The sequence below is a fragment of the Streptomyces sp. NPDC051987 genome (assembly GCF_040680735.1).
GTDB lineage: Bacteria > Actinomycetota > Actinomycetes > Streptomycetales > Streptomycetaceae > Streptomyces.
The window spans coordinates 93,019-110,169 of record NZ_JBFAXI010000004.1 but is presented as its reverse complement, the minus strand read 5'-3'; the positions used below and the strand labels follow the sequence as shown (position 1 = coordinate 110,169).

General features: G+C 73.6%; 9 protein-coding genes. 3 read left to right on the top strand and 6 right to left on the bottom strand.

Annotation, left to right across the window (positions count from 1 at the left end; all coding sequences use genetic code 11):
• Nucleotides 1-43 precede the first annotated feature (43 nt).
• On the top strand, nt 44-1,960 hold the full coding sequence (locus AB0M11_RS03495; protein ID WP_365700838.1) for a glycosyltransferase family A protein: 1,917 nt from the start codon (nt 44-46) through the stop codon (nt 1,958-1,960).
• 84 nt (nt 1,961-2,044) lie between these two features.
• On the opposite strand, the gene AB0M11_RS03490 is transcribed toward AB0M11_RS03495, so the two are convergent.
• The 4 genes from AB0M11_RS03490 to AB0M11_RS03475 form a co-directional block, all read right to left on the bottom strand.
• Nucleotides 2,045-3,706, bottom strand: a complete 1,662-nt coding sequence (locus AB0M11_RS03490) for a protein kinase (protein ID WP_365700836.1) — start codon at nt 3,704-3,706, stop codon at nt 2,045-2,047.
• A gap of 127 nt (nt 3,707-3,833) precedes the next feature.
• Complete coding sequence (locus AB0M11_RS03485; protein WP_365700834.1) at nt 3,834-5,609, bottom strand: serine/threonine-protein kinase; 1,776 nt, start codon at nt 5,607-5,609, stop codon at nt 3,834-3,836.
• Between the two features lie 200 nt (nt 5,610-5,809).
• Nucleotides 5,810-8,611: a protein kinase gene (locus AB0M11_RS03480; RefSeq protein ID WP_365700832.1), complete on the bottom strand. Its 2,802-nt coding sequence runs from the start codon at nt 8,609-8,611 to the stop codon at nt 5,810-5,812.
• Between the two features lie 137 nt (nt 8,612-8,748).
• Nucleotides 8,749-10,839, bottom strand: coding sequence for a serine/threonine-protein kinase (locus tag AB0M11_RS03475; protein ID WP_365700830.1), 2,091 nt, complete (start codon nt 10,837-10,839; stop codon nt 8,749-8,751).
• A gap of 171 nt (nt 10,840-11,010) precedes the next feature.
• On the opposite strand from AB0M11_RS03475, the gene AB0M11_RS03470 reads away from it, so the two are divergent.
• Nucleotides 11,011-12,054: a serine hydrolase domain-containing protein gene (locus AB0M11_RS03470; protein ID WP_365700828.1), complete on the top strand. Its 1,044-nt coding sequence runs from the start codon at nt 11,011-11,013 to the stop codon at nt 12,052-12,054.
• A gap of 326 nt (nt 12,055-12,380) precedes the next feature.
• On the opposite strand, the gene AB0M11_RS03465 is transcribed toward AB0M11_RS03470, so the two are convergent.
• Nucleotides 12,381-14,087 (bottom strand): glycerol-3-phosphate dehydrogenase/oxidase, encoded by a 1,707-nt coding sequence (locus AB0M11_RS03465; protein WP_365700826.1) that lies wholly within the window; start codon nt 14,085-14,087, stop codon nt 12,381-12,383.
• Nucleotides 14,088-14,631: 544 nt separating this feature from the next.
• On the opposite strand from AB0M11_RS03465, the gene AB0M11_RS03460 reads away from it, so the two are divergent.
• A complete protein-coding gene (locus AB0M11_RS03460; protein WP_365700824.1) occupies nt 14,632-15,840 on the top strand; it encodes a nucleotide sugar dehydrogenase in 1,209 nt (402 codons plus the stop codon).
• A gap of 106 nt (nt 15,841-15,946) precedes the next feature.
• On the opposite strand, the gene AB0M11_RS03455 is transcribed toward AB0M11_RS03460, so the two are convergent.
• On the bottom strand, nt 15,947-17,071 hold the full coding sequence (locus AB0M11_RS03455; RefSeq protein WP_365700821.1) for a GuaB3 family IMP dehydrogenase-related protein: 1,125 nt from the start codon (nt 17,069-17,071) through the stop codon (nt 15,947-15,949).
• Nucleotides 17,072-17,151: the final 80 nt, after the last annotated feature.

Sequence of the window (17,151 nt, the reverse complement as noted above, 5' to 3'; positions counted from 1 at the left end):
CGTGCCCCGGTCCGTCCCGCGGCCGGCCGGTAAAGTCACCTGAATGCCGAGAGTCAAGGTCAGCGTCATCGTTCCCGTCTACAACACCGGGAAGTACGTCGACGAGTGCGCGCCGTCGCTGCTGTCACAGAGTCTGCCCGCCGACGAGTACGAGGTCATCTACGTCGACGACGGATCGACCGACGACACCCTGGCCCGGCTGGAGCGGATCGCCGGCGAGCATCCCCACGTCCAGGTGCACACGCAGCCCAACTCCGGCTGGCCCGGCGCCCCCCGCAACCTCGGGATGCGGCACGCCCGGGGCGAGTACATCCAGTTCGTCGACCACGACGATTCGCTCGGGCCCGAGGCCCTGGAGCGGCTGTACGAGCACGCGAAGCGCAACGACGCCGACGTCGTGCTCGGCAAGATGTCCAGCACCATGGTCCGGCCCCGCCGCCTGTTCCGGCACACGATCGACGCCTGCACCATCGAGAACGACGAACTCATGCAGAGCATGTCGCCGCACAAGATGTTCCGGCGGGCCTTCGTCGAGGAGCACGGCCTGCGCTTCCCGGAAGGGCCGTGGATCCTGGAGGACCTGTTCTTCGTCAGCGCCGCCTACCTGAAGGCCGAGCGGATCGCCGTCCTCGCCGACTACCCCTGCTACTACTGGATGAAGCGGGACGACGGCGGCAACAACACCCAGCACCGCTTCAACCCGCGGCACGGGTTCTGGGCGAACACCCGTACCGTCGTCCGCCAGATCAAGGACGGCACCCGGCCCTCCGACGACCTCGACGCGCTGCAGAACCGTCTCCTGCACCGCCTGTACCACGTCGAGGTCCTCTCCCGTGCCCGTGAGCCCGAGATCCTCCGCGAGGACCCCGCCGAGCAGCGCCCGCGCTTCGAGGCGGCCCGCGAGCTGGCGCTGACGGAGTTCCCCGCGGCCGTCCGCGAGGGGCTGCCCGCGGTCTCCCGGCTCCGTGCCGAACTCCTCGAACGCGGTGACTTCGACGGAGCCGTCGCCCTCGCCGAGCGCGTCCGTCACGTCAAGGCGCGCAGCGAGGTCGGGGCGCCGGCCTGGGAGGACGGCCGCCTGGTCGCCGACGTCACGCTCAGCCTCCTGCGCGGCGACGGCGAGCCCCTCGCCCTCGTCGAACGGGACGGGAAGCACTGGCTCGACCCGGAATTGCTGACCGGGGTGCCGGGGGCCGGGGACGGCTGGGAGGTCCGTGACCCGTTCCGGCTGGCCTATGCCGAACTGGTGGTCAAGGACCGGGACCGGGAGGACTGGTGGTACCCCGAGGGCGACCTGGAGCTGGGCCTCCGGCCGCTCGGCGACGGGCGCGTGCAGCTCGTCGCGGCCGGGCGGCTGCGCCTCGATCCCGAGCGGCTCGCCGGCGGACGGCCGTTGCAGCGCGGGGTGCACGACGTGTGGGCGTACGTGCAGCTGCTGGGCATCGACCGGATGGTCCGGGTGATGGGCGAGGGCACGCCGGGGGCCCCGGCCGCCGCGCCGGCGGTGACCGGCGGGCGCCTGGCGCTGCCGTACTGGACGGGGAGCGGCCAGCTGGCCCTGGACATCGACCAGCGGCAGCGGAAGGTGGGCGCGGACACGGCCGAGCCGGCGGCGGCGAACCCGGCGCTCGGGGAGGGGGCTTCGCTGGCCTTGCCGTACATCGTGGCGGCGGCAGGCGCACCGGCTCGCGTCGAGGTCGGCGTGGGCACGGAGACGGTGCGGGGCGAGCTGGTCCCCGAGGCGGGCACGGTTCGGCTGCGGCTCCCGGCGCGCCTGCGGCTGCCCAGCGGCCGGCATCCGGTCACGCTCCCCAAGGCACCGGCGCCGATCGCGTACGCCGTGGTCAGGGGAGGTGCGGTGCGACGGCTGGAGGGTCCGTCGTACCGGCCGAACCCGACGCGCCGTCTCCTGGACGCGGCGACGGACGGCCTGCGGCGCGTGCGGCGCGCTGCTCCCTGAGCGGTCTCCCGGTCCCGGCTCCCGGTCCCGGCTCCCGCTCCTGCTCCTGCTCCTGCTCCTGCTCCCGGCTCCGGCCTGCCGCCCTCACCCCGCCGTGAACGTGTCCACCGCGACGTCGAAGTACTCCCGCGCCTCCCGCACCTTGCCGACCGGCGCGGACACCCACACGTCGTAGAGCTGTCCGCCCTCCTCCCAGCAGAGGTCGTAGGTGTGCCGCGGTCCCTCCGTCGCGCTGAAGCCCTTCCAGGTGAACTCCCAGAAGGCGGCGGGGTGTCCGGCATGGGTGGTGTCGGTGACCCGGCCGTCGTGATACCCGGGGTTGGTGCTCGGCCCCTCGGCCGCCGCCCGCCGCATCACGCCGCCCGGTCCGTCCGGCTGCGGCTCGGAGACCTTGATACCGAGCCGGAACGTCTGGCCGGGCGACATGTAGAAAACACGCTCGCCCTGCGGGTCGCGGGTGAAACCCTCCGGGACGGCGAGGGCGAAGCCGGCCGGGTCCCGCGCGAGGCGGTACCCGGAGGGCGCGGTGCGGGAGGGGGCGGTGGCGGGCGGCGGGGTGGCCGAGGAGGGCGAGCCGGTGGCAGAGGGAGAGGCCGTGGTGGCCGAGGAGGGCGAGCCGGTGACCGAGGAGGGCGACTGGTGGGACGCGGAGACGGCCGTCGTGCCGCCCGGCCCCGGGGCGCTGCCGCTGCCGCCCCCGTGGAACAGCAGCGTGGCCGCCGACACGCCCGCCCCGGCCATCGCGGCGACCAGCAGCGCCGCGACCAGCACTCCGCGGGTGGCGGTGGCCCGTTGCGTCCCGGCCGGTTCCGGGGGCGGCGGCCGCGGGACGTCCCGCTGGGTCGGCGTGTACGACGCGCCGCCCGAGCTCTGCCCCGTGCCGGGGGCGGCGCCGCCCGTCACGGCTCCCGTCTCCAGGAACCCGCGCAGCATCCGCTCGGCCTCGGCCGCGCCCAGCCGTCGCTCGGGATCCCGCTCCAGCAGCCCCCGTACGACCGGCAGCAGCGGCTCGGCCTGGGCCGGGGGCCTGATCTCGTCGGAGACCACGGCGTGCAGGATCCCGCCGAGCGAGTCCCGCCGGAACGGCGACTCGCCGCTGAGCGCCGCGCACAGCAGCGCCCCCAGCGACCACAGGTCGGACGCCGGGCCGGACCGGACCCCGGACATCCGCTCGGGCGCGGTGTACTCGGGCGAGCCGACGAAGGAACCGGTCTCGGTGAGCGTGGTGGCGCCCGCGACCTGGGCGATGCCGAAGTCGGTGAGCACGACCCGCCCGGTGTCGGCCTCGACGAGCACGTTCGCCGGTTTGATGTCCCGGTGCAGCACACCGGCCTCGTGCGCCGTACGCACCGCGCTGAGCAGCGCGATCCCGATCCGCGCGGCCTCGCCGACGTCCACCGGTCCGCGCCGCGAGATCCGGTCGGCGAGCGAGCCGCCGTCGATCAGCTCCATGACGATGTAGGGCCGTCCGCAGTCCTCGACCACGTCGTGCACGACGATGATGTGCGGGTGGTGCAGCTGGGCGACGGCCTGTGCCTCACGCAGGGTGCGGTCACGGCGCAGCCGGGCCTCGTCGTCCGAGAGGGAGTCGTCGACGGTGAGCTCCTTGACGGCGACCTGCCGTCCCAGCAGCTGGTCGGTCGCGCGCCACACGACCCCCATCCCGCCCCGCCCGAGCCGTTTCTCCAGCCGGTAACGCCCGGCAATGACACGGAGGCCGTCCCTCTGATCCCCATCGGTCGCCATGCGCCCCATCATGCCGCGCCGGGCACGGCCCTCTCTCCAGTCGCTATCCGGCCAAGCGCGCGGCCGCCGCGGGGACGGCCGGTGACCCCCTGGTCGAACGCCCGGCCGACCCCGTGTCCCGCTCCCGTCAGGTGACGTCGCCCTCGCGCCAGCTCTGGAGGACGGAGGTGAACTGCTTGCTGGTGGTGGCCCAGTCGCCGACCGGTGAGGCGGTGTAGAGCGCGTACTCGACGCCGTCGCCGTTGAAGTAGGCGACGTCGAGGGCCCGGTACGGCCCCGGGACCTTCGCGTCCTTCGGCAGCGCGGTCCACGTGTACTCCCAGCGGGAGCTCGGCATGTCCCGGTACACGCCCTTCGTCAGGCTCATCGTCCGGTAGTCCACCAGTCGATTCCGGAGCTGCGCGTCGAGGTTGCGCATGTGGTCGTACGCGTTGTCGAAGTCGGGCGAGGTGTCGACGGCGACGCGTACGAGGTGGGTGCCTCCGTCAGGCGAGTAGTCGATCTGCTCCAGGCCCGCCTTCTTCTTGATGGACACCGAGCGCTTCCAGCCCGCCGGCAGGTACAGCGTGAAGCCCACGGGGTCCTTGTACTGCTTCCAGCCCGCGGGAATCGTGCCGTTCGAGGTCGGCGTCCCCGTCCCGCCCTGCGAGGGGGCGGTGGACGTGACCGGCGAGGCCACGCCGCCGCCCTCCTCCCGCTTCCCGGAGTCCCACTTCTGCAGGGCCACGGCCACACCACCGCCGACCAGCGCGGCCAGGGCCACGACGAGCGCGAGCGTCCGCAGCCGGCGCCGCCCGGGGTGCACGGTGACGGGTGCGGAGGAACCGACGGAGGCCGGCGAACCCGGGGAACCGCCGGACGGCCGCCCCAGCTCGTAGGAACCGCCGAGCGAACCGCTGTACGAGCCGCTGTACACATCGCCGTACGAACCGCTGTACACATCGCCGTACGAGTCCCCGCGGGAGCCGCCGCCGCGGGCGTCACCACCGTGGGGACCACGGCCGTACGAGTCATCTCGGTAGGAGTCCAGCCGTGTCCCCCCGCCCGGCTGCGACTGCGTCGGCACGTACGCCTGTGCCGTGCTCGGCCGACGTCCCTCCGCCGCCTCCGCGAGCATCTGCTCGGCCTCTTCGGGGCTCGGGCGCCGTGCCGGTTCCTTGAGCAGGAGGGCGGTGATGACCGGCTCCAGCGGGCCCGCGCTGAGCAGCTCGCCGGCCTCGTCCTCGACGACCGCCTGCATGGTGGTGAGCGGCGAGGTGCGCCGGAACGGCGAGCGCCCCTCCACCGCCGTGTACAGCGTCGCGCCCAGCGCCCACAGGTCGGAGGACGGCCCCGGATCGTGCCCGCGCACGCGCTCCGGCGCGAGGTAGTCGACGGATCCGACGACTTCCCCGGTACGGGTGATCGTGGTGTCGCCCTCGATCTGCGCGATGCCGAAGTCGGTGAGCAGGACCCGGCCGTCCCGGCCGAGCAGCACGTTGCCCGGCTTGACGTCCCGGTGCAGCACCCCGGCGCTGTGCGCGGCACGCAGCGCGCGCAGCACCCACAGTCCGATCCGGGCGGCCTCCCGCGGCTCGATGCGTCCGCGCTCCTTGACCGCGTCGGCCAGCGAGTGCCCCTCGACCAGCTCCATGACGATCCACGGGCGGCCGTCGTGCTCCAGCACGTCATGGACGGTGACGACGGCGGAGTGGTTGATGCGCGCCGCGGCCCTGGCCTCCGCCCGGGTGCGGGCGAGCAGGACGGCCTGGTCGCCCTCGGAGACGTAGAGCGCGGCCGTCAACTCCTTGATGGCGACCGCGCGGTGCAGCACTTCGTCATGGGCGCGCCACACCCGGCCCATGCCGCCGCTGCCGATGACGTCGGCCAGCCGGTAGCGGCCCGCGATGAGCAGGCCCTGCATCTGATTCACGTTGCCCCGCAATGCTCTTGTCAGGGTCAGACTAAGGACCGCCCCTCGGCCAGGGAACAAGCGGGGTCCCACGGAGACAGCACTGTGACGGTTCCCCCTTCCGCGACCGGATGTGAACGAAATCCCCCCACCGGAACGGGAACCGCCCACCCCCGTGACACGTCGGCTTCCACGCGCCGGGTCCGGGTGTCTCAGCCCGTGTACTTGTACGTGGCCGACGCCTGCTGGTACAGCGCCGTGACCTCGTCCCGCTCCGACTCGGGGCCGCGTACCTGCACGATGTGGTACCTGCCGTTGATCAGGAAGACCATGTTGCGCACGAAGAGGTCGCCCTGCCGGCTGTCCGTCCAGGTGAACTGGCCCTCGACCGACACCTGCTGACCCACCGTGATGGTCCGCAGGCCGCCCGCGGTGGCCCAGCTGGAGTCCCGGTACGGCTGCAACTCCGGTTCCCTGTCCCGCTGGTACGCCATCGGATCGCTGCCGTAGGCCGCCGCGCTGTCCCGCCCGGCCACGACGATCAGCTCGAACCTGCCGTGCGAGTAGATCACCTGTCCGCTGCCGTTCTTCGGAGTACGGCTCCAGCCCTTGGGCACGGCGACCTGGAAGCCGTTCGGGTCGTTGCGCAGCGTGAACCCGTCGGCGACGGTGGAGCCGCCGGTCGAACCCGCGGTGGTCTGCGTCTCGGTGGACGGCGTCGAGGTGGGAGTCGGCGTCGGGGTCGGCGAGGGCGTCGCACTCCGGCTCGGTGCGGAGCTCGACTCGCCGGCCGCGCCCGTCCGGCCGCCGGTGGCCGCGCCGTCGTCCGTGCTGCCCTTCTTCGGCAGGAACAGCATGGCGTACGCGACCGCCGCGGCCAGCAGGAGCAGGACCAGCAGCAGCAGCGTACGGCCCAGCCGCCGCGGGGACTTGGCCTCCTGCCGGGCCCGCTTGTGCCGGCCGTGCGGCGCGGGCAGCCCGGCCCGGCGCCTGCGCACCAGCTCACCGCGGCGCCGGACGATCGGCAGCCGCCGCGGGTCGGTGGGCGGGGCGGGGACGACATGCGTGCCGGCGTCCGGCTCGGGCGCCGACCGCACCAGCGACCGCAGCCACCCGCGCAGCTCCTCGAAGTCCAGCCGCTCGGTGGGGTCCTGACGCAGCAACGACTCCACGACCGGCCTGAGCGACCCGCACTCCTCCGCGAAGGCGGGCGGCTCCGAGCACACCAGCTGCACCAGCTCGGCCGTCGACTCCTCCGGATACGGCGCGTGCCCCTGCACCGACCGGAACAGCAGCGCCCCGAGCGCCCACAGGTCGGTGGCCGGTCCGATGGGCGCCGCCAACTGCCAGTTCTCGTGCACGGGAACGGCCTGCTCCGGCGCCCAGCGCTCGGTCACCGGCCCCACCACGGTCATCCGCACCTGCCGCGCCCGCTCGGCGGCCAGCGCGGTGGCGGGCCCGCGCCGCCCCGGTACGACGGCCGGCTCGCCCCAGCGGGCGGCGGGCCCGCCGCCCTGCGCGGGCACGACGGCGTGCGGCTGTCCTGGGCCGCCCTGCGCTCCGGGGCCGGTCCCCGGAGCGGCCGCGCCGGTACCGGCCGGCGGCGCGACCGCGCCGGGTCCGGTGGCCTGGAGCGCGGTGCGGTCCTGGTCCGGGGCCACCGCGGGGGGCGTGCCGGGACGGGGGCGGAGGGCCGCGCCGTGCCAGGGCGACGGCGCGCCGCGCACCCCGTAGGGGTCGGCTATCTGACCGGGCGGCACACCACCGGCGGCCCGCTGCTCCCCGCCCGGCTGCTGCGCCTGCCCGTTCGGGTGCGGCGCCTGTGCCACGCCGTTGGCATACGGCTGCTGGGCCGCCCCGTTGGCGTGTGCCGGGCCGTACGGCAGCTGCGGTGCGGGCGCCGCGGTGTCGTCCTCGGCCGGTGGCCGGGCGCCGGGCAACGCGGGTCGGCCGCCCTGCTGGGCCTCCTGGACCCGGGCGGCGGCCCTGGCTCCCGCCCGGTACGCGGCGATCGCGCCGGCCCGAGCGGCCCGGATGTCCGCGCCGGTCTCCAGCGCCCGTCGCTCCACGGCACCCGAACCGGTGCCGCCCGAGCCCTCCTCCGCACCGGCACTGGGCAGCCCGCCGGCGGCCCGCGCCTGGATGGCGGCGCGCCGGGCGGCCTCGGGATCGGTCTCCGGCACGCCGGGCGCCCCCTGCGCGCCGGCCGTACCACCGGGCACACCACCACTGCTCCCGATGCCCCCGACGGCGACGACACCCGATCCGGCGGAACCGCCCGTACCGGGCATACCGGGCGCACTGGGCAGCACACCCCTGGAGGCGGAACCTTCCGCCTCCGCGGCCCGCCCGGGGCCGGGGAACGAGCCGCCGTTCCCGCCGGGCTCACCCTCCGGCGCCGGTACCGGGTCGTACCCGCACAGCGCCTCCTCCGCCGCGCCGACCGCGAGGCCGGTCAGCATCACCCGGCCGTCGTCGCAGACGAGGACCGTGCGGGCGGTGATGTTGCGGTGCACCCAGCCGTGGGCGTGCAGCACGCGCAGCGCCATCAGCACGTCCGAGGCGACCTCCGCCGCCCGGTACGGGCTCAGCGGCTGCTCGGCGAGGACCGCCGCCAGCGACCGCGCGGCGACCGACTCGCTGACGATCCAGAGCGAACCGCCCTCGGCGAACACGTCGAAGACCTGGTCGAGCCGCGGGTGGTCGGGGATCCGGGCGGCGGCCTGCGCGGCCTCCACAGCGCGCCGCACCACCGGGTCGCTGGGCCGGCGTGTCGCGGTCCGCACCGTCGGCGGCCGACGCCCGCCACGGTCACGCGCCGTGAAACCCTCCGGCAGCCCCTCGGCGTCCAGCACCTCCGCCTCGACGACCTCCGGCAACGGCACCTGCCGGACGAACACCTCCTGCCCGCTGTAGGTGTCGAAGGCCCGCGTCTCGGTGTGTTCGTACTCGTCGGAGGGGGGCAGCGGCAGGCGGTAGCGGTCGGCGAGCACCCGACCCGCGTAGTCGTCCACGTTGCCTCCCCCGGCCGCCCGGCTGGTCAAATCCGTTCGTTTCGCGGCCCGTTATGTGCGCATACCTGGATGCGTACGGTCCGCAACCACTCACGATACGTGCCGGAGGCAAGTCGCATTGTGGGGATGCGAATTTGTCACTTCGGCTCGAAGGACGCGGTCAGCGTCTTCCAGGTGTCCTTGCGCAGCTCACCGCTCCAGTCCGCGGCCTTCGCGGTGTACATCAGCGCGTACCCCTGCCGGGAGCTGACGACGAACCCCCGGTCGACGGTGCGGTACTCGGTGCCGCCGTCCACGTAGGTGAACTCCCAGTCGGCCGTGGTCCAGCCGCGGTAGCTCACCTGGGCTATGCGGATCTTCTGGTACTGGGAGCGCACCATGTAACGCTCCTGGTTCTCCCAGTCCGCCACCGGGTCGTCCTTCGGCGTGCTCGTCCAGGCGACCAGCAGCTTCTGTCCGTCGGGCCCGGTGAACCGGTCCCCCGCGGAACTCCCGGTCTGGAACTTCCAGCCCTTGGGCAGCCCGATCGAGTACCCCTGATCGCCCTTGTACGTCGACACCACCGGCGCGCTGCCGCCACCACCGCCGCTGCCACTGGAGTTCGACGCCGCGGACGCGTCGCCCCCGGACGCGTCCGAGTCGTCGCTCCCGGAGGAGCCGGCCGCCGGCGTGGCCCCGTCCGTCCGCGTGCCGCCGCTCGCGTCCTTCTTGGTGGTGGCCCCGGAACCGGACCTCGCGCCGGAACCGGTGCTCGCGCTCGCCCCCGAGGTCGCCACCGCCTTGGAACCGCCGCTCCTGCCGCTCCCCTTGCTGTCCCCGTCACCGTTCAGCGTGATGGCGAGCACGGTGCCGAGCACCGCGAGCACCACCACCACCGCGATGATCACCAGGGTGCGCCTGGGCACCACGTCGGTGAGCGGCGCCTTGGGCACGGGCCGGGGCGCCAGGTCCAGATCCGGCGGCGGCATCACGGGCCACCCCGAACTGGCCTTGCTCGCCGCGGTCCTGGCCCCCGCCGAGGCGGTGGTGGCACCGGACCCGCCGCCCGCGACGGCCGGACGCACGCCCGCGACCGGCGCCGCGGCCGAAGCGGCAGGGGCAGGGGCAGGGGCAGGGGCCACGGCCGTGGCCGCCTCGGCACCCGCGTCCGCACGTGCGCCCGCGCCGGTGCCCGTGGTCTTCGTCCGGGTAGCCGCCACGGCACTCGCCGCACCGGCGGCCTTCCGCACCGACCGCAGCGCCCCGCGGAACTTCTCCCCGGCCTCCTCGCCCCGCTTGGGCCCGGCGGCCTTCTCCACCTGCGGCGCTTCCGGCTGCGGAGGCAGCGGCACGACCCGGGTCGCGTCGGCGGGCGCCTCCTCCGGCGCGTTGACGACCGCGTTGAGCATCGCCCGCGCGCCCGCGTCGTCCAGCCGCTTGGCCGGGTCCTTGGTGAGCAGCCCGTAGATGACGTCCCTCAGCGGACCCGCGTTCTTCGGTTCCTCCAGCTGCTCGGTCATCACCGCCGTCAGCGTGGCGATCGCCGACCCCTTGTCGTACGGCGGTGTGCCCTCGACCGCCGCGTACAGCAGGCCGCCGAGCGACCACAGGTCGGCCGCGGGGCCGGGCTTGTGACCGCGGGCCCGCTCAGGGGAGATGTAGGAGGGGGCGCCGACGAGCATGCCGGTGGAGGTGATGGACGGGTCGCCCTCGACCTGGGCGATACCGAAGTCGGTGAGCACGACCCGGCCGTCGCTCTCGGAGATCAGCACGTTGGACGGCTTCACGTCCCGGTGCAGGATGCCCTCGCGGTGCGCGGACCGCAGCACGTCCAGGACCGCCAGGCCGACCTCGGCCGCCCGCTTGGGTTTCAGCAGGCCGTCCTCCCGGATGACCTCGGCCAGCGACTTGCCCTCGACCAGCTCCATCACGATCCAGGGCCGGTCGTCCTCGTCGACCACGTCGAAGACCGTCACCGCGCTGTTGTTGCGGATCCGGGCGATCGCCTTGGCCTCGCGCAGGGTGCGCGTGATCAGGCGCCGCTTCTCCTCCTCGTCGATGTTCGACGGGAACCGCAGCTCCTTGACGGCCACCGTCCGGCCGAGGGTCTCGTCCTCGGCCCGCCACACCGTGCCCATGCCGCCGCGGCCGAGCACTCCTCCCAGCCGGTACCGCCCGGCGAGAAGACGCTCGCTGTTGTCCTGACGAGTCTCCTGACGAGAAGTGCTCGCCCGCTCCGCCTCCGACATGCGTCCCCTCATGCAACCCGCCCTGACAGAGCCTTCATTGTCCCTCACCCGACAAGTGCCCGACGCCCAGGGGCCCCCTGACCGCCCATCGGTACCGGCCGATCCGACCCCCTGGTGACGGGGGACGTCACACCCGCCGGGATGATGGGCCGCGAGAAGGGAGGATCCCGGATGACGTCGCTTCGGACACTGGTGGCCATACCGGTCTCTCTTGCCCTCCTCTTCGGCCCGCTGATGGCCGGATCCGCATCCTCGGCGGAGGGCACGGACCCGCTGCTGTCACAGTTCGTCACCAAAGGCGGAGCGCCCGCGGCCGCCCTGCTGGACCACGACGGCGACGACGTCCGCTACGCGGCCGCGGGCCCGGGCATCGCCCGCGCCGACCGCTTCCGCGCCGGCAGCATCACGAAGACCTTCATCGCCACCGTCGTCCTGCAACTGGCCGCGGACAACCGGCTCTCCCTCTCCGACACCGTGGAGCGGCATCTGCCGGGACTGCTGCGCGGACGCGGCGTGGACGGACGGAGGATCACCCTGCGGGCCCTGCTCGACCACACCGGCGGGCTCGCCGACTTCACCACGGTCACCCGGGGTGCCGTCCCCCTGACTCCGCTTCAGGCCGTGCGCATCGCGCTCTCCCTCCCTTCGACCCGGCTGGGCCGCTACGCGTACTCCAGCACCGACTACGTCGTGCTCGGCATGGTCATCCGCCAGGTCACCGGCCACTCGTACGCCACCGAGGTCCGGCGCCGCATCATCACTCCCCTCCGTCTGACGGGCACGTCCTTCCCGGGTGCCCGCACCACGCTGCCCTCCCCGCACGGTCGCGCCTACGCGGCCGACGGCTCCGACGTCACCGAACTCGACCCGCGCGTGGCCGGCGCGGCGGGTGAGCTGGTGACCACGCTCGACGACCTGGACCGCTTCTACGCGGCGCTGCTGGACGGCGAGCTGCTGCCCCCGCGCCGGCTGCGCGAGATGCTCGACACCCGTGCCGCACATGGCGCGTACGGCCTGGGGATCTTTCCGGTGAAGCTGCCGTGCGGGACCACGGTGTGGGGGCACAACGGCCGGATCACGGGCAGCTACGTGCGGAGCGCTGCGTCGATCGGCGGCCGGCATGTCCTCACGTACCGCGTGAACACGACGGCGATCGCAGACCCGGCCCTCGAACCCGCACTGCTCGCGGCCGAGTTCTGCCCTCGCACCCGGTAGAACGGCCAGGGTCCGGAGGGAGATCCCGACGCCGGGTCGCTCGATCGGGTGAAGTCCGAGGCTCGGCCGGTGCAGGTGGCCCGGAACCGCCGGAACCACCCTCGCGGCACAGCACCCCCGCGGCGCAGCGCCGTTGCGACACGCGCCGTTGCGGCACGGCGCCGTTGCGGCACGGCGCACCCGCGGCCCAGGGCCGTTGCGGCACAGCAGCGTTGCTGCGGAACGGGATGTCTCCCCGCCCTGGCCGCTGCCCGCCTGCCCGTGCGCCCGCCTGCCCCGCCCGGGTCCTACCGGTCCTACCGGGTCCTACCGGGTCCTACCGGGTCCTACCGGGGCACGATGTCCGGTGCTCCCAGCCGGGCCGCGTCGGCGGTCTGGTCGTCGGGCTGGAGCTGGGACTCGCGTTCCGCCTCGACGCGTTTCTCGTAGTGCTCGACCTCCCGCTCTATCTGGTCCTTGTCCCAGCCGAGGACCGGAGCCATCAGCTCGGCGGCCTCGCGGGCGCTGCGGGTGCCGCGGTCGAAGGTCTCGATGGAGATGCGGGTGCGGCGGGTCAGGACGTCGTCGAGGTGGCGGGCGCCCTCGTGGGAGGCGGCGTAGACGACCTCGGCGCGCAGGTAGTCGTCGGCGGCCGAGAGCGGCTCGGCCAGGCCCGGGTCGGCGGCGATGAGGTCGAGGACCTCCTCCGCCATCGAGCCGTACCGGTTCAGCAGGTGCTCCACGCGCACCACGTGCAGGCCGGTGCGGGCGGCGATCCGGGCCCTGGCGTTCCACATCGCCCGATAGCCCTCCGCGCCGAGCAGCGGGATGTCCTCGGTGACGCACTCCGCGACCCGCATGTCGAGCCCGTGCACCGCCTCGTCGACCGCGTCCTTCGCCATCACCCGGTACGTCGTGTACTTGCCGCCCGCGACGACCACGAGCCCCGGCACCGGGTGCGCGACCGTGTGCTCGCGCGACAGCTTGCTGGTGGCGTCGGACTCACCGGCCAGCAGCGGACGCAGACCGGCGTAGACGCCCTGCACGTCGTCGCGCGACAGCGGCACCGCGAGCACCGAGTTGACGTGGTTGAGGAGGTAGTCGATGTCGGCGCTGGAGGCGGCCGGATGGGCCTTGTCCAGGTCCCAGTCGGTGTCGGTGGTGCCGACGATCCAGTGCCGGCCCCAGGGGATCACGAACAGGACCGACTTCTCGGTGCGCAGGATGAGGCCGGTCGTGGAGTGGATGCGGTCCCTGGGGACGACCAGGTGGATGCCCTTGGACGCGCGGACGTGGAACTGGCCGCGCTCGCCGACCAGCGCCTGCGTGTCGTCGGTCCACACCCCGGTCGCGTTGACGACCTGCTGGGCGCGGATCTCGTACTCCCCGCCGCCCTCCACGTCCTGCACCCGGGCCCCGACGACCCGCTCGCCCTCGCGCAGGAAGCCGGTCACCCGCGCGCCGTTGGCCGCCTTCGCGCCGTACGACACCGCCGTGCGCACCAGGGTCGCCACATAGCGGGCGTCGTCCATCTGGGCGTCGTAGTACTGGATGGCACCGACCAGGGCGTCCTTGCGCAGCGCGGGCGCGATCCGCAGGGCGTGACGGCGGCTCAGGTGGCGGTGGGCGGGCAGCCCGCGGCCATGGCCGCGGGCCATGGACATCGCGTCGTAGAGGGCGACGCCCGAACCGGCGTACAGGCGCTCCCAGCCCTGGTGCTGGAGCGGGTAGAGGAAGGGCACCGGCTTGACCAGGTGCGGGGCGAGGCGCTCCAGGAGCAGGCCGCGCTCCTTGAGGGCCTCGCGGACCAGGGCGAAGTCGAGCATCTCCAGATAGCGCAGCCCGCCGTGGACCAGCTTGCTGGACCTGCTGGAGGTGCCGGAGGCCCAGTCGCGGGCCTCGACGATGCCGGTGTTCAGTCCCCGGGTGACCGCGTCCAGCGCGGTGCCCGCGCCGACCACTCCACCCCCGACCACCAGCACGTCCAGCTCGCGCTCGGCCATGGCCGCCAAGGACTGTGCCCGCTGCTCCGGCCCCAGTGTCGCTGTCCTCACCGCTGCCTCCCGCTCTGCCGCCATCGGTCATCGCTCGCCATCGGCCCCGCTCGGCACGGTTCGCCGTCCGCCGTACACCACTGGCCACCAGCCACCAGCCACCGGCCACCGGCCACCGGCCACCGGCCACCGGCCACCAGGGCCGACGGAAACCCAGCCGTCCATCGCCGTCGGCCCCGGGTCCCGGAGGGTCCGGTACCCGACGGTCATGGGTCGATGCCGGCCACCGGACCTCGCCGGCCCTGTCAGCCTCGCCTCCGCCGCCCTCAGCCGCCGATCGCCTCGTCGGTCATCGGTCATCGGTCATGTCGGCCGCGCCCCGGGCGGGCTCGGCCCCTGCGCAAATTCTGACCGGCTCGCCCGACTTCAGCCACCACTCACTCCCAGCCTGTGGACAACGGCCACCGAACCCACGGAAGACACATGAAAACAATCCCGCATAACGGTCATATTTACTCCTAGTCTGACCGTGCGCCTCGCTCGTCCTGTCCACAGGGCTTGCGCGCCTGTCCCGCATCGGTTACTGGGAAGGACGGCCCACGCCATGCCCGCAGACCTCGCCGTCATCGGACTCGGTCCCTACGGCCTGCCCCTCGCCCAGGCCGCGGTGGCCGCCGGCGTCTCCACGATCGGTTACGCCACCGGCCCCGAGGCGGGCTCGCTGAGCCCCGCCGAACTGCGCCGGATGCTCGCGAAGGGCTTCCGGGTGGTCGAGGACCCGGTCCAGCTGGGGCGGGTGCGTACCGCCGTGATCTGCGCACCGACCCCGCGCGGGGCCGACGGCGGGCTGGATCTGAGCCAGCTGGCGGCCGCCGCGCGCACCCTGGCCGCACGACTGCGTCCGCACACGACGGTGATCCTGGAGTCGCCGGTCCATCCGGGCACCACGGAGGACTTCCTGCGGCCCCTGCTGGAGAAGGGGTCGGGCCTCCGCGCGGGCCGCGACTTCCACCTCGCCTATTCGCCCAGTCGGGTGGATCCCGGCAACCGCGACTTCACGCCCGCCACCACTCCCAAGGTGATCGGCGGCCTCACGCCCGCGTGCACGGAGTCCGCCGCCACGTTCTACGGCCGGCTCACCGACAAGGTGGTACGCGCGCGGGGCCCGCGCGAGGCGGAGACCGTGCAGCTCCTGGAGACCAACTTCCGGCACGTCAACATCGCCCTCGTCAACGAGATGGCCGTCCTCTGCCACGACCTGGGCGTCGACCTGTGGGACGTCATCCGCTGCGCGGAGACCAAGCCGTTCGGCTTCCAGGCGTTCCGTCCCGGCCCCGGCGTCGGCGGCCACGGCGTCGCCCAGGACCTGTCCGGCCTCGCGGGCCGCGGCCTGCGCATGGTGGAACTCGCCCAGCAGGTCAACAGCCGGATGCCCGGCTACGTCGTGCAGCGCGCCGCCGCCCTCCTCAACGAGCACGGGAAGTCGGCGCGCGGCGCGCGCGTGCTGCTGCTCGGGGTCACCTACAAGGCGGACCTCGCCGACCAGCAGAACAGCCCCGCCCAGGAGATCGCGGTCCGCCTGATGGAGCTCGGCGCCGCGGTCAGCTACCACGACCCGCACGTCGCGTCCTGGAGCGTCCTGGACCGCCCGGTGCCACGCGCGGACTCCCTCTATGAGGCCGCCGCCGACGCCGACCTGACGATCCTGCTCCAGCAGCACCGCACCTACGACCTCCAGGGCCTGTCGGTGAAGGCCCAGCTGCTGCTGGACACGCGCGGAGCGACCCCGACGGGGGCGGCGCACCGGCTCTGACCCGGCCGGGACGGGGCCCGCCGGGCCGGCAGCGCACTCGGGCAGGCGAAAGGGCCGGTCGTCCACCCGGGGACGACCGGCCCTTCGTCCGTTCGCCGGACGGGGGTTACCGCTTGTGCTGGGAGTCCGCCACCGTCACCTCGACGCGCTGGAACTCCTTCAGCTCGCTGTAGCCGGTGGTGGCCATGGCGCGGCGCAGGGCGCCGAAGAGGTTCATCGAGCCGTCGGGGGTGTGGGACGGGCCGGTGAGGATCTCCTCGAGGGTGCCGACGGTGCCGAGGTCGACCTTCTTGCCGCGCGGCAGCTCCTCGTTGACCGCCTCCATGCCCCAGTGGTGGCCCTTGCCGGGGCCGTCGGTCGCGCGGGCCAGCGGGGAGCCCATCATCACCGAGTCGGCGCCACAGGCGATCGCCTTGGGCAGGTCGCCGGACCAGCCGACCCCGCCGTCGGCGATCACGTGCACATAGCGGCCGCCGGACTCGTCCATGTAGTCGCGGCGGGCGGCGGCCACGTCGGCGACCGCGGTGGCCATGGGGACCTGGATGCCCAGCACGTTGCGCGTGGTGTGGGCCGCACCGCCGCCGAAGCCGACCAGCACACCCGCCGCGCCCGTGCGCATCAGGTGCAGGGCCGCGGTGTAGGTGGCGCAGCCGCCGACGATCACCGGGACGTCGAGCTCGTAGATGAACTGCTTCAGGTTGAGCGGCTCGTGCGAGGACGAGACGTGCTCCGCGGAGACCGTCGTGCCGCGGATGACGAAGATGTCGACGCCCGCGTCCACGACCGCCTTGGAGAACTGCGCGGTGCGCTGCGGGGAGAGCGCGGCCGCCGTGACCACGCCGGAGTCGCGCACCTCCTTGATGCGCGCGCCGATCAGCTCCTCCTTGATGGGCGCGGAGTAGATCTCCTGGAGGCGGCGGGTGGCGGTGTCGGCGTCCAGCTCGGTGATCTCGTCGAGCAGCGGCTGCGGGTCCTCGTACCGCGTCCAGAGGCCCTCCAGGTTGAGCACGCCCAGGCCGCCGAGCTCGCCGATGCGGATCGCGGTGGCCGGGGAGACGACCGAGTCCATGGGGGCGGCCAGGAACGGCAGCTCGAAGCGGTAGGCGTCGATCTGCCAGGCGATCGAGACCTCCTTCGGGTCCCGCGTACGGCGGCTGGGGACGACGGCGATGTCGTCGAAGGCGTACGCCCGGCGGCCGCGCTTGCCGCGCCCGATCTCGATCTCAGTCACGTCTGTGGCCTTTCCCTCTGCGTTTCAGCGTCTTCCAGTATCGCCGACGGGCACGGCGAGGGCGGCCCCGGTGCGCCCGG

Coding starts and splice junctions, on each gene's coding strand:
- AB0M11_RS03485 (WP_365700834.1), bottom strand. CDS start 5,609: ATGCAGGGCCTGCTCATCGCGGGCCGCTACCGGCTGGCCGACGTCATC.
- AB0M11_RS03495 (WP_365700838.1), top strand. CDS start 44: ATGCCGAGAGTCAAGGTCAGCGTCATCGTTCCCGTCTACAACACCGGG.
- AB0M11_RS03475 (WP_365700830.1), bottom strand. CDS start 10,839: ATGTCGGAGGCGGAGCGGGCGAGCACTTCTCGTCAGGAGACTCGTCAG.
- AB0M11_RS03460 (WP_365700824.1), top strand. CDS start 14,632: ATGCCCGCAGACCTCGCCGTCATCGGACTCGGTCCCTACGGCCTGCCC.
- AB0M11_RS03490 (WP_365700836.1), bottom strand. CDS start 3,706: ATGGCGACCGATGGGGATCAGAGGGACGGCCTCCGTGTCATTGCCGGG.
- AB0M11_RS03470 (WP_365700828.1), top strand. CDS start 11,011: ATGACGTCGCTTCGGACACTGGTGGCCATACCGGTCTCTCTTGCCCTC.